General features: G+C 61.1%; 14 protein-coding genes. 1 reads left to right on the forward strand and 13 read right to left on the reverse strand.

Features of this window, described 5'->3' with window-relative positions; genetic code table 11:
- Positions 1–7: 7 nt before the first annotated feature.
- From B0W55_RS18775 to rfaH, 12 genes are all read right to left on the reverse strand, one after another.
- Positions 8–1,426 carry an oligosaccharide flippase family protein gene (locus B0W55_RS18775; RefSeq protein WP_077047426.1) on the reverse strand — a complete coding sequence of 473 codons (1,419 nt, stop codon included), beginning with the start codon at positions 1,424–1,426 and terminating at the stop codon, positions 8–10.
- A 13-nt stretch (positions 1,427–1,439) separates the two neighbouring features.
- Positions 1,440–2,393, reverse strand: a complete 954-nt coding sequence (locus B0W55_RS18780) for a glycosyltransferase family 2 protein (protein WP_077047427.1) — start codon at positions 2,391–2,393, stop codon at positions 1,440–1,442.
- A 195-nt stretch (positions 2,394–2,588) separates the two neighbouring features.
- Positions 2,589–3,878: an O-antigen ligase gene (locus B0W55_RS18785; RefSeq protein WP_077047428.1), complete on the reverse strand. Its 1,290-nt coding sequence runs from the start codon at positions 3,876–3,878 to the stop codon at positions 2,589–2,591.
- Positions 3,875–4,987 (reverse strand): glycosyltransferase, encoded by a 1,113-nt coding sequence (locus B0W55_RS18790; RefSeq protein ID WP_077047429.1) that lies wholly within the window; start codon positions 4,985–4,987, stop codon positions 3,875–3,877. Before B0W55_RS18790 ends, B0W55_RS18785 begins: the two co-directional genes overlap by 4 nt.
- Entirely contained in the window at positions 4,984–6,066 is a 1,083-nt protein-coding gene (locus B0W55_RS18795) for a glycosyltransferase (protein WP_077047430.1), read from the reverse strand. Before B0W55_RS18795 ends, B0W55_RS18790 begins: the two co-directional genes overlap by 4 nt.
- Before the next feature lie 2 nt (positions 6,067–6,068).
- The gene (locus B0W55_RS18800) at positions 6,069–6,773 is read right to left on the reverse strand and encodes a WecB/TagA/CpsF family glycosyltransferase (protein WP_077047431.1); all 705 of its coding nucleotides are present in this window, start codon (positions 6,771–6,773) and stop codon (positions 6,069–6,071) included.
- Positions 6,770–8,128 (reverse strand): UDP-glucose/GDP-mannose dehydrogenase family protein, encoded by a 1,359-nt coding sequence (locus B0W55_RS18805; protein WP_077047432.1) that lies wholly within the window; start codon positions 8,126–8,128, stop codon positions 6,770–6,772. Before B0W55_RS18805 ends, B0W55_RS18800 begins: the two co-directional genes overlap by 4 nt.
- A 46-nt stretch (positions 8,129–8,174) precedes the next feature.
- Positions 8,175–9,566: an undecaprenyl-phosphate glucose phosphotransferase gene (locus B0W55_RS18810; protein ID WP_077047433.1), complete on the reverse strand. Its 1,392-nt coding sequence runs from the start codon at positions 9,564–9,566 to the stop codon at positions 8,175–8,177.
- A gap of 222 nt (positions 9,567–9,788) precedes the next feature.
- Positions 9,789–12,104, reverse strand: a complete 2,316-nt coding sequence (locus B0W55_RS18815) for a GNVR domain-containing protein (protein ID WP_077047434.1) — start codon at positions 12,102–12,104, stop codon at positions 9,789–9,791.
- A gap of 2 nt (positions 12,105–12,106) precedes the next feature.
- Positions 12,107–12,640, reverse strand: coding sequence for a polysaccharide biosynthesis/export family protein (locus tag B0W55_RS18820; RefSeq protein WP_077047435.1), 534 nt, complete (start codon positions 12,638–12,640; stop codon positions 12,107–12,109).
- Between the two features lie 12 nt (positions 12,641–12,652).
- A complete protein-coding gene (locus B0W55_RS18825; protein ID WP_077047436.1) occupies positions 12,653–13,813 on the reverse strand; it encodes an outer membrane beta-barrel protein in 1,161 nt (386 codons plus the stop codon).
- A gap of 41 nt (positions 13,814–13,854) precedes the next feature.
- A complete protein-coding gene (gene rfaH, locus B0W55_RS18830; protein WP_077047437.1) occupies positions 13,855–14,388 on the reverse strand; it encodes a transcription/translation regulatory transformer protein RfaH in 534 nt (177 codons plus the stop codon).
- Between the two features lie 603 nt (positions 14,389–14,991).
- Between rfaH and B0W55_RS18835 the strand changes: the two genes are divergently transcribed.
- Entirely contained in the window at positions 14,992–15,969 is a 978-nt protein-coding gene (locus B0W55_RS18835) for an NAD-dependent epimerase/dehydratase family protein (protein ID WP_077047438.1), read from the forward strand.
- 9 nt (positions 15,970–15,978) lie between these two features.
- Here the strand turns inward: B0W55_RS18835 and B0W55_RS18840 are convergent, their stop codons facing one another.
- Positions 15,979–16,566 carry a helix-turn-helix domain-containing protein gene (locus tag B0W55_RS18840; protein ID WP_077047439.1) on the reverse strand — a complete coding sequence of 196 codons (588 nt, stop codon included), beginning with the start codon at positions 16,564–16,566 and terminating at the stop codon, positions 15,979–15,981.
- Positions 16,567–16,634 lie beyond the last annotated feature (68 nt).

Genomic DNA, 16,634 nt, shown 5'->3' on the forward strand with positions numbered 1-16,634 from the left:
TCTGAATTCAGCGGGTGGTAAAAACCGATTTGAATTCTTGCGGCCAGCGCGGGTGCATGACGCTATACGCCACGGCATAGCTCAGGGCGCCAACCACGATGTTGCAGATCAGGTGCGCGTAGCCCTGAAGTCCAGGCAGCGATGACACGTACAGGACGGTCGCCGCCATGACGAGGGAGGCAATCACGCTGCGGTAATTGCAGTCGAAGAACCGTCGCCAGCCGTAGCCGATGGCCGTGTTGAGACCGCGGATTTGCAGCGGTGTGATGAACAGCATCCGTGCCAGCAGCGCGAGGGCCGCGGTCATGCCGCCATAGACGTCACCCAGCCCGTAGACCAGCGCCAGCGCCAGCACCGTGGTGACCACTTCAGCCTTGATCGTCAGGTGGCTGCGGTTGACCGCCACCAGAGCGGTGGTGGCGTACATGGCGCTGTTGCCAATGGCCGCCGTACAGGCCAGTACCTGCAGCAAGGGAATGGCGTCGGCCCACTTGGCGCCGAATATCAGCAGGATCAGGTCGTTGGCGGTGAGCGCGATGCCAATGAACAGCGGCGTCAACACAAAGCCGCTGACCGCGGTGGAGTCGTCGATGATCCCCAGCAGCCTCGATGGCTCTGAACTGCGCCGGGCGAACGCCGGCAGCGCGTAGCTGAGCAGGCCGTTGTAAATCGCCGTACGGGGCAGGTCGATGATGCGCATCGCCATGTTGAACATGCCGACCGCGTTCGCCCCGGCCGCCATCCCCAACACCACATTGACCCCTCGTTGCAGGGTTTGCGAACTCAGGGCGTTGATCGCCACCGGTGTACCGGCCTTCAACAGTTCGCGCAGGAACGGGCCGTCAATGTGAAAGGCAATGCGCCGCGCATCGGCGCGCATCAGGACGATGATCGACACCAGCTCCATGATCACGGCCTGGGCAATCACCGCCCAGGCCCCCAACCCCCACAGCGCGACAGCGATCCCGGCAACGCCACCGAACACCTTGCCCAGCAAGGTGCGCGAAGCCAGCCCCTTGAAGTTGCCGCTGCGGCGCATCTGCGCCACATAAACGCGGGCCATCATGGTGAAGAGGATTTTCACCGAGGCCACCGCCGTCATCCATTGCAGCACCGGGTCGGGCGTGTACAGCACCGCCACGGCCGAGATGATGACGATGGACACCAGGCTGACCAGCACCGCCGCCCAGAACGCCGTACTGATGTGCTTGTCCTCCAGGCGCTCGAGCCGCACCAGCGGGTCTTCCAGCACCGATGAGTAAATCAGCCCGATCAACTCGACGATGGCAATGATGATGGTGCCCACACCCAGCTCGGCGGGCGACAGCAGCCGGGCATAGGCGACGAAGGTAATCATCGACAGGAAAATCAGGCCGAATTTCTCGGTGAAGATCCAGCCCAGGGTGGTGAGGCGACGATTGGCCATGGCCGATACCGAGTCAGTGAGCGGTGGTTGACGCCGGTGCCTTGCCCCAGGTTCTGGCGCGGGCATAGAGGTAGCGCAGGGTCGGTTTGCCGTGGTCGAAGATCAGGGTCTGCCAGGAATGCCTGAACATTCGCTGGTACACGTCGATCACCTCGACATGCTCGCCGCCTCGGGAAAAGGTGTTGAGAAAGTCGGTGTGGTTGGCCAGCACGAATTCGATCTGCTGCTGCTTGCTCAGCTGCGCGGCATAGCGCTCGAGGTACACCTCGGTGAACCGGATCTTGTTCTGGTAGTGCTTTTTCGGTTGCGCGGTCATGTTGCCGTCGTTGACCGTGCGCTCGAGCAGCACCTGAGGCACCGTGTGGATTTCCCAGTGCTCGGCGATGCGGGTCCACATGTAGCGGTCTTCGCAGTAACGCAGGCCGGCATCGAAACCGCCCAGCTCCATGATCACGTCGCGCTTGACCAGCGCGGTGGACACGCCATTGAGGACGTTGGCGCGGATGAAATCGTAGAAATGCATACCGTTCTTGCGAATGGCGTCCAGTTGCCGCCGGCCGTCGCTGTAGTTGACCTGCGCATAGCAGTCGATCAACCCCACCGGCCGCCCCTGGGCGCTGAGTTCGTCATACAGCGCCAGTTGCAGCTCCAGCTTCTGCGGGCGCCACTGGTCATCGGCATCGAGCATCGCCACGAACGTCTCTTGAGAGTGCCGCATCCCGTGGTTGCGTGCGCTGGCCTGGCCTTCGTTGACCTGCTGCAGCAGCGTCAGGCGAAATGGCGCGGCGAAGTCCCTGACCCGTTGCGGGCCGTCATCGGTGGAGCCGTCGTCGATGACGATGACGTGATCGGGCAGCCGGGTTTGCTCGGCCAGGGACGCCAGCGTCTGCTCGATGCTGGCGGCGCCGTTGTACATCGGGATCACGACGCACACGGTATGCGGTGAAGCTGGGGCTTGGTTGGGCACGGGTGGATCTCCTGTTGATAGGACTTGTGTTGAGCCTTGGCGCACTCGGGTGCGGCACTGAACCCGTGGCGAGGGAGCTTGCTTCCGCCTGGTCGCGAAGCGGCCTCGCTGTTTGTTCAAAAGAGGGGGACTGCTGCGCAGTCCAGCGGGAGCAAGCTCCCTCGCCACAAGGTCTTCGTTGATCTCGACATTTTCTTAACTGGTCTGCATGGCGCGCTGATGCAGGTGGGTCGGTACAGATTCGGGACAGGTCGCGTACTGACGCCGGAAGGACAGGGCCAGGGTGCAGAACACCAGGAACTCGGCGGAGCGGTAGTTGGGAATCACGTAGGCCACGTAATTGGTGACGGCGAACAGGCCGATGATCACCAGGGCACTGGCGCGATACTGCGCCGCCTGGTTCGCCGTGACGGCGCGGTACTGTTTGAGCAGCGCTTCGCCCAGCAGCAGCACCAGCGCCGTCAACTGGATAACGCCGCCGTTGAGCAGGGTCTCCATGTAGCCGCTGTGGGCGTTACCGATATAGCCCCAGCGCGTGATGAAGGCATCGGCGTCGGGACTGGCCCAGAACGCGCCGAAACCGTAACCCTTGAGCCATTGCTGGTCGACAAAGGGCGCCAGCAGTTCCCAGATCAGCGTGCGGTCGGTCAGGGACGGATCGCGACCGGCCATCTCCAGCAGCAACGCCACGTGGTTGTACAGCAACAGGCAAAACAGCAGGAACACCACGGTGCAAGCGAAGAACAGCCACTGCGAGCGGTTCAGGCGCAAGCGGATCAGGGTGAGGAAGTACCCATAGCTCACCGTGCCGGACACGATCAAGGCCACGGCAGTCGCCGACTGGGCGAGCAGAATGGCGATCAACGAAAAAGACGAGCAGAGCAGGGCCCAGCGGTTGCGCTGGCGGATCATCGGCAGCAACAGCAGGACGGCGACTGCATTGAGCCGGGCGCCGGCGTTCTTTTCGGTAAAGATCCCCTTGAACGCGCCGTCGCGGATACCCCCGGACAGGAACGCGGCGCTCGGCATGACCACGGCCAGTATCAAGCCGATCAGCGCCGCCACGCCGATGGCGCAACCGAGCATGAAAGTGATTTTTTCCAGCGGGTAGTTGTAGGCAATGAAACCGGCGAAAAACACCACGCCGAGCATCCCGATAAAGCGCTTGAGGCTGAGCATCGGGTCGTAGGACCAACCGACCGATGCGACGACACACAGCAGGAACACCAGCAAAAAGAAATTGCTGCGGTAAAAGGTTTTGCTCAGGAACACCTTGTTACGGATAAAAAAGAACAGAGGCACCAGCAGCGTGATGAGGCCGCAGACCTGGTTGGCGACGTTGCCTTCGAGGTCCCTGTCGATGTCGCCGAAGCCGGAGCCGCCACCCAGCCCCAGGGCAAAGGTGATCACCTGGATGTAAAACAGCACGCCGAACAGGGTGAAACCGTCGCGTAACGTCGAATACCGGATCTGCAGGGTGCTCATGATGTCGAGCTCCCCAGCATTGCGGTGAGGTAGGTTTGCACCGCGCTGGCATTCATGAACCGGGCGGCCGCCTCAAGTCGGCTCTGACGCTGCAGATGGCGGGGGATGGACAGCCGCATGGCAATCGCCTGGGACAGTGCGATCGGGTCGTCGACCTCTACCAGCGGTGCGATCAGACCGCCCATCAGGATGTCCTGTGGGCCATGGGGGCAGCGTGTCGCCACCACTGGGGTACCCGTGGACAAGGCCTCTACCAGGGCATTGGGGCTGCCCTCGAAGCGCGACGACAGCACAAAGCAATCGGCCGCCGCCACTTCCGCCCGCGGGTCATCGGTGTAGCCCGGCAGGTCGACACGCTCGGCGACGCCCAGGGTGCGCGCCAGATTAAGCAACCGTTCCCTCAGTACGCCTTCACCAAAAATCACCAGGCGTACCCTGGGGTCCGGCAAAGCGGCCAACGCCGTGATCAGGGTGTCGAAGCCTTTTTGTGACGCCAGGCGGCCCACGGCGACGATCACCGCGCCGGACTTTTCCAGCAGCCAGGGGTGGCTGGGCAACCCGGGGGTGTTCTCGCGGAAGTTGTCGTCGAGCACCGGGTTGTCGGCGATGGTCACGTCCCGGGGGCGGGCGATGGTGGTGTCGACCAGGTCCTGGGCGACACCCCGCGAGACGCAGATCACCGGGTTGGGAATCAACCGGTACAGCAGCGGTGCCACCCGGTACGCGGTGCGTACCATGAAGTCGGGGTTGACGTGCTTGTCATGGGAAAAGGCATTGCGCTCGCTGACGTGCAGCCGGGCCAGGGTGCCGGACAGCAGGGCCGCGGCGATCGCCACCACGTTGACGTGGGTCAGGGCCGCCAGTTGCGCATCGAAGCGATTGGCCCGCAGAAAGCGCGCCAGTGCCGGCACCGCTCGAGCGCTGCGCGGGCTGTGCAATTCGACCTTTTTCACCCGCGGGTCCAGGTGCGCCGCATTGAGGCCGCCGCCGGTCAGCAGCAACAAGGTCACGTCGTTGCCGGCGTCGACCAGGGCACCGGCCAGGCGCGTCATCATCTTCTCAGCCCCGCCGGCGCTGAGGTCATGCAGGATAATCAGCAATTTTTTCATTGATTCCATACCTGGTAATACGCCTGGGCCGCGTGCTGGCTGGTGTACGGGCGGATGGCGTCAGTGACCGTTTTTTCGCTGGGGGCAAGGTGATCCCGTGGGGCCAGGCTCTGCAGCATTCCATTGGCCAATGCCGGTATGTCGTTGGCCTTGACCAAAAGGCCAAGCCGGCCGTTGTCCAGCAGTTCCCTGGGGCCTGTCTCGCAGTCGCAGGCCAGCACCGGCGTACCCAGCGCCAACGCCTCGATCAGTACGGTCGGCATGCCTTCGTGCAATGAACTGAGAATGAACAGTCGTGCATGCCTGAGCAGCGGGTAGGGATTGCTCAGGAAACCGGTCAGGTGCACTCGGTGTGCGATGCCCAGTCGCTGAGCCTGAGCGGTCAGTGCTTCGCGCAAGGGGCCGTCGCCGGCGATCACCAGATCCGGCAGTGCCTGGCGTTGCAAGGCCATGGCATAGGCATCGAGCAGCAGGTCAAAGCCTTTCTGTGGCGCCAGCCTGCCCAGGCCCAGCCAGTAGTCACCGGGCAACCCGAGGGGCAGGGCGGCCTGTGAGGCTTGCAACAGTTGCTCGGTGATGACCGCGTTGGGGCAATAGCGAACCCGCTGCCGGCCCCAGGGCAGCAGGTCGACCAGTGACTGGCGCAATGCGGTGGACACCGTCACCACTTTGCCGCTGCCGCACAGGTACAAGGCATAGAGCAGACGCAGGCTGGAGGGGCCGGTTTTCTGCTCGGTGCAATCGAGGGTCAGGTGCCGGCTGTAGATGACTTTGCAGGCACTGCCCAGGGTGGCGAACCAGGTGCAGACGTTGGCCTGTTCCTTGGCGGAAATCAGGTGGGTGACCTGCTCGCGACGAATGAGCCTGCGCAGCAGGACGATCGACCGCAACAGGCCTGCGATGCCGCTGCCACCGCCGTCATGGTGCCCTTGATCGCCTTCAGTGTCCGGCGTCTCGCCGTTCATGACGAAAAAGCTCACCCGCTGGCCATCCTTGAGGAACTGCTCGGATAACCGTTGCTGCACGCGCTCGACACCGCCGCCGGACTTGAAATCCTTGAGAATGAACAGGATGTGCATGGTCATTCCCCAACGCTGATGGCGACTTTGCGCCGGGCGAGCAACGCCAGCAGCTGTAAAAAGTTGCTGGGGTAGTCGATGAGGTAGCGCTTGATCGTGTGGGGCTCGCGGTACATGCGATAAAACGCGCGCAAATGCAGCCGGTCGATCACCGCCGGGTAGTACTGCCGGGTCGCCAGCGCTTCCTGGCGAATGAACCCGCCACAGGTGAAGGCCACCCCGCGAAAGCCTGCTTGCAGCGCATCGAGTTCGAACTGCTCTTGCAATCCGGCGCCCAGGCCGACGATCAGCAGGTCCGCCTGGCTGCGGCAGATGTCAGCCTGAATACCCTCGGCCTGGGCTGCGTTGAAGTAACCGTTGTGATAACCGGCGATGGTCAGTCGCGGATAGAGCGCCTTGATCTTGCCGACGAACAACTCCAGTTCCGCTTGCCGCGCGCCCACGAAATACACGCGTTTGCCCTGTTGCTCGGCGCTTGTCAGCACCAGGTCGGCAATGGAGGTGAAGTCGAAGCTGACACGGCCGATGGTGCGGCCCGTCACCCGGGACATGAAGGTCGACATCAGCATGCCATCGCAAAAGTAGGCGACGGAGCTCGGGGCCTTCTCGAAAAAACTGCCGATGGACGCAAAGTTGATGAAGGAGTACGCCTGATTGGCGTCGAGCAACTTCGGTGAAAATTGCCTGATGAGTTCCAGCCTGATCATGGCGTCGCTCCTGCTTGAACCACGCAAGGGGTCTGGCGGCCCACGGAAATGTAGGTAAAGCCACGGCTGCTCAAACGCTGCGGGTCGAACAGATTGCGCCCGTCGAAGATCAACGGTTGCTTGAGGTACCGCGCCAGCAGGTCGAAGTCCGGGGCCCGGAACGATTGCCACTCGGTGACGATGATCAGCGCGTCGGCATTCTTCAGTGACGCTTCCTTGGTGCCCGCCAGGGTCAGGTCATCGCGCGCGCCGTAAATACGCTGCGCCTCCTCCATGGCCTTGGGGTCGTACGCCTGGACGCGGGCGCCGGCCTGCCACAAGGCCTCCATCAAGACCCGGCTGGGGGCTTCGCGCATGTCGTCGGTGTTGGGCTTGAAGCTCAGGCCCCACAGGGCAAAGGTTTTGCCGCGCAGTGCGCCACCGAAGTGGTCCAGGATCTTGTTGTACAGGCTGGCTTTCTGTTCCTGGTTGCGCGCCTCAACGGCCTTGAGCACCCGGGCGTCGATGTCGACGCTGGTGGCGGCATGGATCAGCGCCTTCACGTCCTTGGGAAAGCACGAGCCGCCGTAGCCCAGGCCCGGGTAGATGAACTGATAGCCGATGCGTGGATCGGAGCCGATGCCATGGCGCACCATCTCGATGTCGGCGCCGAGTTTTTCGGCAAGGTTGGCCATTTCGTTCATGAAGCTGATCTTGGTCGCCAGCATGCAGTTGGCGGCGTACTTGGTCAGTTCGGCGCTGCGAACGTCCATCACGATGATCTTTTCGCGGTTGCGATTGAACGGTTCGTAGAGCTCGCGCATCACCGCTTCGGCGTGCGGGCTGTCGGTGCCGATGATGATCCGGTCGGGGCGCATGCAGTCTTCGACGGCGCAGCCTTCCTTGAGGAATTCCGGGTTGGAGACCACATCGAAGGTCAGCTCGCTGCGGTCGGTCTCGGCCAGCACCTGTTCGATGCACGCGCGCACCAGATCTGCGGTACCCACCGGCACGGTGGACTTGTCGACGATGATCTGATGACGGTCCATGTTCAGTGCGATGGTCTGCGCCACGCTCAACACGTACTTCAGGTCCGCCGAGCCGTCTTCGTCCGGCGGCGTGCCGACGGCGATCAGCAGCACATCGCCGTGGTGCACGGCGCTGGCCAGGTCGGTGCCGAACTGCAGCCGTCCACTGTGGTAGTTGTCGAGCACCAGGCTTTTCAGGCCGGGCTCGTAGATCGGCAGCGTGCCTTGCCTGAGGGCCTCGACCCGGGCCGTGTCGACATCGACGCAGAGCACGTTGTGCCCGACCTCTGCCAGCGCGGCGCCTTGGACAAGGCCCACGTAACCAATACCGAATACGCTCACATTCATGGTCAAACCTCAGGTCGGTGACAGTGATCAACGAGGTGGCAGGGGGTCAGTAGATGTTTTTCGAAAACAGCGTGAAGGGGGTCTTGACGAGGATCTTGATGTCGAGCCACAGCGACCATTGGTTGATGTAGTTGAGGTCCTGGGCGACGCGCAGCTGCATCTTTTCCACCGTCTCGGTTTCGCCTCGGTGCCCGGTGATCTGGGCCAACCCGGTGATGCCGGGCTTGAGGCGATGACGGGCCATGTAGGCGCGCACCTTGCCGGTGTAATAAATGTTGTGGGTCACGGCGTGGGGGCGGGGCCCGACCAGGGCCATCTGGCCGGACAACACGTTGAACAGCTGCGGCAATTCGTCGATGGAACTGCGGCGCAGGAAGCGCCCGAACGGCGTCACGCGGTCATCGTCACGGGTGGCCTGGCGCACCTCGCGGTCGTCGTGCACGCGCATCGAGCGAAACTTCCAGACCTTGATCACTTCGCCGTTGCAGCCGTGGCGGTTCTGCTTGAACAGCACCGGGCCGGCGGAGGTCAGTTTGACGGCGATCGCCACCCCCAGCAGCAGGGGACTGAGGACAATCACGGCCATGCCGGCCAGGCTGCGTTCGAACAGGTCCTTGCACAGCAGGCTGGCGGGGTGGGAGCTGAGCAGGCTCTCGTTGAGGTAGATGGCCGGCATCCGCTCTATTTCCGAGATCGAATGGTTGAGCAGCACCATGCTGCCGAAATCCGGGATCCACACCACGTCGACGTTCATGTCCAGCAGGTCGATGTACAGCGCTTCGATGGTGGCGGCGTGCTCCATGGTCAACACGATGTAGACGCGACGCACGTGCAGGCCGGTGATGATTTCGCGGATCGCGTCGACGTGGCCTAGCAGCGGCAGGATGCTCGGGGCCGGGCCGCTGTCATGGCCGGTGGCGATGAACCCCAGTGTCAGGGCGCGGTTGGGTCTGGAGAGCTTTTTCGCCAGCTCGTGGGCAGTGGGGCAGGTGCCGATGATCACCGCCCGACGCCCGTTGGCGATCCTGCGCGAGTGCAGTCGGGCGACGTAATGCAGGGGCAGGAAACTTGCCACCTGGACCAGGAACCCCAGCAGCGCCCAGGCCACGATCACCTGGCGCGAGTAGATCGCGCTGGTCTGGGTGATGAAGGCAATCGCCGCCAGCACGGCCAGCAGGATCAGCCAGCCGGCCAGCAGCCGGCCGATCCCGACCACCAGGCCATGACGCTTGTGGAACACCTGCATCATGCTGTAGATCGGCACGGAGCCGAGCACGGTCAGGATCATCAGCACCCGGTATTCGCTGGTCAGACTGCCCACGCGCCAATGCACCAGCAGCATCAGCAGCGCGATGGACAGCGTCAGCGCGCACAGCCACTGGCCCCAGAACGTCAGGCCTCGGCGGTGTGTCATGTGAGCGGTATAGAGCGGTGTCATGGGCTTGACCTCAAGGCAAAAGGATTGCGTCAGCGCTGACGGGCGGGCACGGCAAGACCCCCGCAGGCTTTTCAGTAGCTCGGTAGAGGTGAAGCGAACGGGGTGTGGTGGCAGGAAAAAGGCGAAGCAACAGGCCGGGTGAACAGGGGGTGAGGGGATCAATCCCCTCACCACAGGATTGCGCTTGCTCGAGGGTCTTCTTAGATGTACGGCATCAGGCCGTTAGCGCGGGGCGAAGTCGTAGTTATAAAAGGTCTTGGAATGGTGGTAGCCGTACTTGCGCGCCTTGCGCAGGTCGACCTGGTTGAGGACGGTGCCGAACACCGACACCTGGCTCTGCTGCAACATGGCCAGGCCTCTTTGCACCTGGCTGATCGGCGTGCTGTCGGCCTTGACCACATAGATCACCGCGTCCGAATGCTTGGCCAGCAGCAGCGCGTCGCTGATCATCTCCGAAGGCGGTGAGTCGATGATGATGTGGCGGTAGCGGGACTTCAGCGCGTCCAGCATGCGCGCCATGCGCGGCGAGCTGAGCAAGTCCTGCGGCGGAGGCTGGCGTGACGCGTTGAGTGCCTCGGCAGGGGACGGCAGGCGTGGCGCCGCAAACAGGTCCATAGAAGGCGGCAAGACTTTCCCGGCCGGCAGCATGTCCAGATTGCCCACCGATACGATGCAGTCCTCGAGCCTGGCCGTGCCGGCAATCACATTGGCCAGCCCCGGGCTGTCCGGCGGAAAGTCGAAGTTCAGCGACAGGGTGGGTTGGCGCATGTCGGCATCGATCAGCAGCACCCGCTCCAGGGACGCCAGGGAGCTGGCCAGATTGTTGGCAATGGTGCTCTTGCCCTCACCGGCGACGGTCGACGTCACCAGCACCACCTGCGACGGCATTTCGCTGCCTTGCAACATCAGCCAGGTGCGCACATTGCGAATGGTCTCGGAAAACCGCGGGTTGTCGTTGTCTTCGAACAGGCGTGCCAATTGCCGACGGCTTTTTTTCGTTACCAACGGCACGACGCTGAGCAGCGGAATGTTGAGCGCGCTTTCGATCGTCTCGTCGGTTTTGAAGGTGTTGCTCAGGCTCTCGAACAGCAAGGCCAAGGCAACGCCGATCACCGCAGCGACCAGGCCGACGATCCCGACAATCAATGTCTTGCGCGGTTTGCTTGGCTCCGTCGGCACGATGGCGGGGTCGACGATGCGCACTTTGGTCGAGTCCATGTCGGCGGTGGCGGTGGTTTCTTTCAAACGGGTGACGAAGGTCTCATAGAGTGCGCGGGTGCTGTCGACCTCACGCTGGAACTCGCGCAGCTGGAATTCCTTGCGGGCAATGTCCTGGATTTGCGCCTTGTTGCTGTTGAAGGACTGGCGCAGCGAGGCTTCACTGGCCGAGGCGAGCTGATATTGCCGCTCGATACCGGCCACGACTTGCTGGACCTGAAGTTGCAGGCTGGTGGTGGCGGTGCGCAATTCCGACTGCGCCGACACCAGGCTCGGGTGTTTGGGGCCATATCGCCCCGACAGTTCCTCGACCTTGGCCTGTGCCTTGGCCCGTTCCGCCTGGAATTGCTGGACCAACGGGTTACTCAACACCGCCGGTACGCTGGACAGTCGGCTCAGGTCGCCGTTGCCCAAGGCCTTGGCCTGGCGGTACTCGCTTTCGGCTTCGGCGCGATTGCGACGGGCGTCGACCATGCGATTGCCGGTCATTTCCAGTTCGTTGGCGCTGATGGTGGCAACGCCGCCGACGTCGACCAGGCCTTGCTCTTCCCGGTAGCCCTGGAGCTTTTTCTCGGCCGCGCGCAGGTTGTTGCGCAGTTCAACCAGCCGGGTGTTCATCCAGGCCGTGGTGGTTTGCGAGGATTTTTCGCTGGTGTCCAGCTGGCTGTCGGTAAAGCCCTTCGCCAGGGCGTTGGCGGTGGCGGCTGCCAGCGCAGGGTCCGGCAGTTCCACCTCGATTTCCAGCAGTTGGCTTTTGCCGACGAACTTTACGCTGGTGTGCAGCATGAGGTTCTGCGTGACCTGATTGAACACATCGTCTTCGGTGAGCGTCTCTTTGGGCGGTATCCACTGAGCCAGCTCGGGGATCCATTTATCGAGCCCAAGGTCGGACAGCCATGCGCGCGGGGTGAACCATGACGTCGGCTGCTGGCGCGGATCGGTGACCGGGTGGGTGGTCAGGCCCAGTTGTTTGACCGCCCGTTCCGCCAGGTCCCGCGATTGCAGGAGCGCCTGTTGCGTCTGCAGGTAATCGGTGCCGTTGCCGCCTGAGTCCTTGACTTGTTGCTGGAAGGACATCAGCGGCGGTGTCTTGTCGTTGAACAACAAGGTGACGCTGCCGACGTATTGCGGGGTGATGTTGGAGACCACAATGATCGCCAGCAGGCTGCTCACCAGCACCAGCCACCCGATGCTCCATTTCGCGCGCCAGATCACCCTCCAGAGTTTCAGAAGATCAATGGTGTCCTTGTCTTCGCTGTACTGCTGATGCAGATGCGTTTGCAGAGGACGTTCGACGTAGGTGCTAGGGCTGTTGTCCATGATTAGAAAAAGCCTTGTGCAATGGAAATGGTATCGCCGGGGGCAATCGTGGTGCTGCGGGTGACTTCATCGGTCAGGGTGGTGCCGCCATCACCGCGCACGATGGTCACGCGCTTGATCGAAGCCCGTTCGGTCAGGCCACCGCCCAGGGCAATGGCTTTCTCCAGGGTCAGGCCGGGTATGAACGGATAATTGCCGGGTTTTTTCACTTCACCGTTGATGTAGAACGGCCGGTATTCGATCTGGCTCAAACTGACTTTCGGGTCGATCAGGTAGCCTTGCTTGAGCCCGTCGACGATGATTTTTTCGACTTGGCCCGGGGTCATGCCCTTCGCCGAAATCTCCCCCAGAAAGGGGTAGGAAAAGGTGCCGGCATCGCTCAGGCGGATCTTTTTCAGGCTCAGCTCCGGCTCGCCGAACACGATGATGCGCAACACATCGCCGGCGGCCAGTTTGTATTGGGTGCCGGGGTCTGCCGCATAGGTGTCGGGCAGTACCGCCAATGCGAACAACAGGCCAAGAGTGTGTGATTTCATGGCGAAACCCTCTTAAAGGCTGACGTTGAAGCTGATCTGAAAGATGTTGCGGGTGTAACTCTCGTTGTCGGCATCCGAGTCGTTGTCGCGGTACCGATAGCCGAGTTCGATATCCAGCCAGCGGCGCATCGCGTACACCACGGCCAGGTTGTAGGCCTGCAGGTTGTCCGTGCGGCTTTGGCCTTCGTAGACATAACGACCGTACCCGGCCTGTGCCACGGTCGTGATCCGCTCGGTCCAGCCATGGCGCCATCCGACCTGGGTAAAGGTCGACTTGACGGCATCGGCGCCATCGTCGCCCTCGGCCAGGGCCTGGCGGGCGAGGAAGGTGAAGGTGGAATAGGTGCGTGGCTGCCACTGCACGTCTACTTGCCATGTGGGGTTATCGAGGTTCTTCGATTCACTGCTGTCGAAGTCCTTTTTCTCGTAGCCAATGCGGACTTTACCGGTGGTCTTGGCGGTGATGTCCCACACGGCACCGGCGAGTACGGCGTTGGAGTTACTGCTGCGCGGGCTGTTGGCTTGCAGGTAGTCAAAGTTGGAATAGTCGTATTCCAGCAAGCCTCGGGTATTGCTGCCGATGCGGTGGTACCAGGTGCTGGTGACTGAGGTGGTATTGCGTTCCTTGTCGTCATTGACGCCGCCGCCATTGTCATAGCGAAGTTCTGCATAACTGGCGCCGAAATCGATCTGGTTGTCCGCGCTCTTGGCACCGTAGGTATAGAGGCCACCCACGCGTTTGTTGTTGAGCTTGTCGTTTTCGCCTTCGACCGCCGTCGATTCGGTGCGCTCGTACTTGCGGTATTCGGCTTCGAGCGCCAGGCGATGGCGGTCGGTGAACTCCATGATGCTGTCGGCACGCACCCGTTGCGCGGTGTTCGAGGCACTGGTGTGCTCGTGGTAGATGTAGCGTGTCGGTTGCCAGGTCAAGCGAGTGGCACTGTTGCGGTCTTCAGCCTTGAGTTCGAAGGAGGGCGCCAGTTTGGTGATCATGGAGGATTGCACATGGCTTTCCAGTTCGCGAAAGTTATCGTCGTAACTTTCCGCGAATACGAAAGTTGGGGTGAAATCAAATCCATACACATTGATTGCCTGCGGGCTGGTGCTCCAGGCCATGCCCGGGTATAGCGAGGCCATGATCAATGCAACAGGGCAGCGTGACTTCAAGACCATAGTATGGCTCCCGAGCAAAAACATATAGCGAGGCTAATTAGTTATTGGTTTTGAAGTGCGGATTGTTGTCGTTCGACAATGTTCAATGGCACGCAAACGGATTGTTCGCGATTGAGAAACTGCATCAGGATCATCACCCGATCGGTGCCTTGCGGGGCGATGAACACACCCTCCAGCGGCGCCAGCGGGCCCCGGATGAATTGCAGGTGTTCCCCGGGCTTGAGGGCTTCGTCCGGGCTCGATTGCGATGACTCGTCACAACGCGAACGCAGATGCTCGATGACGTGCTCTGCCACCGTCGCAGGACCATGATTGAATTCGACAATGCGGCTGATGCCACGGGTAGAGCGTAGCGGCGCCCAATTGTCATCGGGGCTGAGTTGGATAAACAAATAACCGGGGAACAGTGATTCCAGCACCCGCTGTCGTTTCCCGCGAATAACGCGCTCACTGACAAGTTGGGGGTGGAATATCACGTAGTTCTGTTGAAGCAGGTTGAGGTGTGCACGCTCATCCTGTCGTGGCTTGCATTGCAAAAGGTACCAATTAGGCCGTTCGGAGCTGATGGCTGACATGCTGGTAAACTCTTAAGTTAGCGAAGTTTAATCAGGCAGGGGTTCCAGGCGAACCAAAAGATGTCAATCAACAGAAGTCTGGTTTTTATGGTGGAATGCAAGGGTGTATCAATTATGAATCACAAAATGCTTCAGGAGAGTGCGCGACTTTTCCATGTGACGCTATTGAGTGCGTTTATCTGGCATTGGTCGCTGTGTAATTTTACAAGGTCAAAGCTACCGCACGGTCTGCACATTGGACCGGTTGGACAAGCGTTTTAGAAGTGTCTCTAGAACAAAGGGTCGGGAAGAAAAAGAGCATTCGCGCCTTGTTTCAATAGACCGTCATAGTTATCGGCCAGTCTTCGCGGTCTGTCAAACGTTCTCAGTCAAAAAACACGCCATTTATCCATTAGTCGTTTTGCCAGATTTCAACCCTTTGTTTTTAAAGATTATTTGCCTTTCGTCGAATCGCAAAAAACTTTTTGTGTTGCTTGTAGTCGCCGGCTGTTTGCTGGGTCAGTAGTCAAATGTTCATGCTTGGGTGTTGTTATAAAGTGTGGACCTGGTGCACTACCACCGCTATAAGTAATTGCCTGATGTGTTGAATAGGGAGCCGGAACTATGACCGTTCTTGTGACAGGCGCTGCGGGTTTTATCGGGTATCACACGGTCAAGCGTTTGTGCCTGGACGGGCATGAAGTGATTGGCATTGACAATCTTAACCACTACTACAGTGTGGAACTCAAGAAGGCACGGCTCAAGCAGTTAAGCGAACTAACAGGCTTTCGTTTCCATACTCTGGATATTGTCGATAAGCCCGCCTTGATGGCGCTGTTCCAAGCGCAGCGGTTCACCGAGGTGGTGCACTTGGCCGCTCAGGCCGGTGTGCGGTACTCACTGGATAATCCGGACGCTTACGCGCAATCGAATCTGGTGGGTTTTCTGAACGTGCTGGAAGCCTGCCGGCACACTCGGCCCGCGCACCTGATCTATGCATCGAGCAGTTCGGTGTACGGCGCCAACAGCAAGCTGCCTTTCAGTGTCGATGACCCGGTCGAGCACCCGGTGTCCCTGTACGCGGCCACCAAGCGCGCCAACGAGCTGCTCGCCGACAGTTACTGCCACCTCTACGGTCTGCAGGCCAGTGGGTTGCGCTTCTTTACCGTTTACGGGCCCTGGGGTCGGCCGGACATGGCCCTGTTCAAGTTCACCGAAGCGATCCTCCAGGGCCGACCGATCGATATCTACAACCAGGGTCAGATGGCGCGGGACTTCACCTACGTCGATGACATTGTCGAAGGCATTGTCCGACTGTGTCCGAAGCCACCGGTGCCGGGCACGGGCAAGGAGGGTGTGAACCGGATTTTCAACATCGGGCGCGGCATGCCGGTCCCGTTGCTGGAGTTTGTCGACTGCCTGGAAGCGGCATTGGGCGTCAAGGCCCAGCGCAACTTTTTGCCGATGCAGGCCGGTGATGTGATCAATACCTGGGCTGATGTGTCGGCGCTGGCAGAGTGGGTCGGGTTTTCTCCGCACGTGGAGGTTGCAACCGGCGTGGCGCACTTTGTGAAGTGGTATCGCCACTTTTATCAGGTGTGAGTTTTGCGCTCAGAAGGTCGGCGGGGTGATCACCCAGATCACCACCGCGTCCACCTCGCCGGGGTTGCCGTAGCGGTGCGGTTGCTGGCTGGAAAAGCTGAAGCTGTCGCCTTCGCTGAGCTGGAAATGCCGTTCGCCGACCCACAGTTCGAATTGGCCGGACAACAGGTAACCGGCTTCTTCGCCATCGTGGCTGTAGCTTTGCTGGCTGTAGGTGCCGGGCGGGAAACGCGAGTGGAGCATTTCCAATTGCTGGCTGGGTTGCGGGGTCAACAGTTGGTCGACGATGCCGTCTTCGTAGTGAACGCTCATGCGACTGTTCTTGCGCACCACCACACCGTCGTCTTCGGGGTGGGTGCTGGCTTCGCTGGCGAAGAACCACTGGATGGTCACGCCGAGGCTGCGGGCGATGTTGAACAGCGCCGGGATCGACGGGTAGGCGAGGTTGCGCTCCAGTTGGCTGATGTAGCCGGCGGTCAGCTCGCTCTGTTGCGCCAGTTCCGCCAGGGTCATGCCCCGACGCTTGCGTAGGCCGCGAATGCGGGTGCCGAGGAAGTGCGGTTCGGCGGTGGATTGTGGGGTGGTGCTGGTGCTCATGGGTCAGTTCCGAACCGGAAGAAAGGCGCAGTCCCTGTGGGAGCGGGCTTGCTCGCGAAAGCGTCGTG

This window comes from Pseudomonas sp. KK4 (genome assembly GCF_001984065.1).
GTDB lineage: Bacteria > Pseudomonadota > Gammaproteobacteria > Pseudomonadales > Pseudomonadaceae > Aquipseudomonas.

Bases quoted from the DNA above. Each gene is read 5' to 3' on its own strand.
- B0W55_RS18835 (WP_077047438.1), top strand. From the start codon at position 14,992: ATGACCGTTCTTGTGACAGGCGCTGCGGGTTTTATCGGGTATCACACG.
- B0W55_RS18805 (WP_077047432.1), bottom strand. From the start codon at position 8,128: ATGAATGTGAGCGTATTCGGTATTGGTTACGTGGGCCTTGTCCAAGGC.
- B0W55_RS18775 (WP_077047426.1), bottom strand. From the start codon at position 1,426: ATGGCCAATCGTCGCCTCACCACCCTGGGCTGGATCTTCACCGAGAAA.
- B0W55_RS18825 (WP_077047436.1), bottom strand. From the start codon at position 13,813: ATGGTCTTGAAGTCACGCTGCCCTGTTGCATTGATCATGGCCTCGCTA.
- B0W55_RS18840 (WP_077047439.1), bottom strand. From the start codon at position 16,566: ATGAGCACCAGCACCACCCCACAATCCACCGCCGAACCGCACTTCCTC.
- rfaH (WP_077047437.1), bottom strand. From the start codon at position 14,388: ATGTCAGCCATCAGCTCCGAACGGCCTAATTGGTACCTTTTGCAATGC.
- B0W55_RS18785 (WP_077047428.1), bottom strand. From the start codon at position 3,878: ATGAGCACCCTGCAGATCCGGTATTCGACGTTACGCGACGGTTTCACC.
- B0W55_RS18795 (WP_077047430.1), bottom strand. From the start codon at position 6,066: ATGCACATCCTGTTCATTCTCAAGGATTTCAAGTCCGGCGGCGGTGTC.
- B0W55_RS18800 (WP_077047431.1), bottom strand. From the start codon at position 6,773: ATGATCAGGCTGGAACTCATCAGGCAATTTTCACCGAAGTTGCTCGAC.
- B0W55_RS18810 (WP_077047433.1), bottom strand. From the start codon at position 9,566: ATGACACCGCTCTATACCGCTCACATGACACACCGCCGAGGCCTGACG.
- B0W55_RS18790 (WP_077047429.1), bottom strand. From the start codon at position 4,987: ATGAAAAAATTGCTGATTATCCTGCATGACCTCAGCGCCGGCGGGGCT.
- B0W55_RS18815 (WP_077047434.1), bottom strand. From the start codon at position 12,104: ATGGACAACAGCCCTAGCACCTACGTCGAACGTCCTCTGCAAACGCAT.
- B0W55_RS18820 (WP_077047435.1), bottom strand. From the start codon at position 12,640: ATGAAATCACACACTCTTGGCCTGTTGTTCGCATTGGCGGTACTGCCC.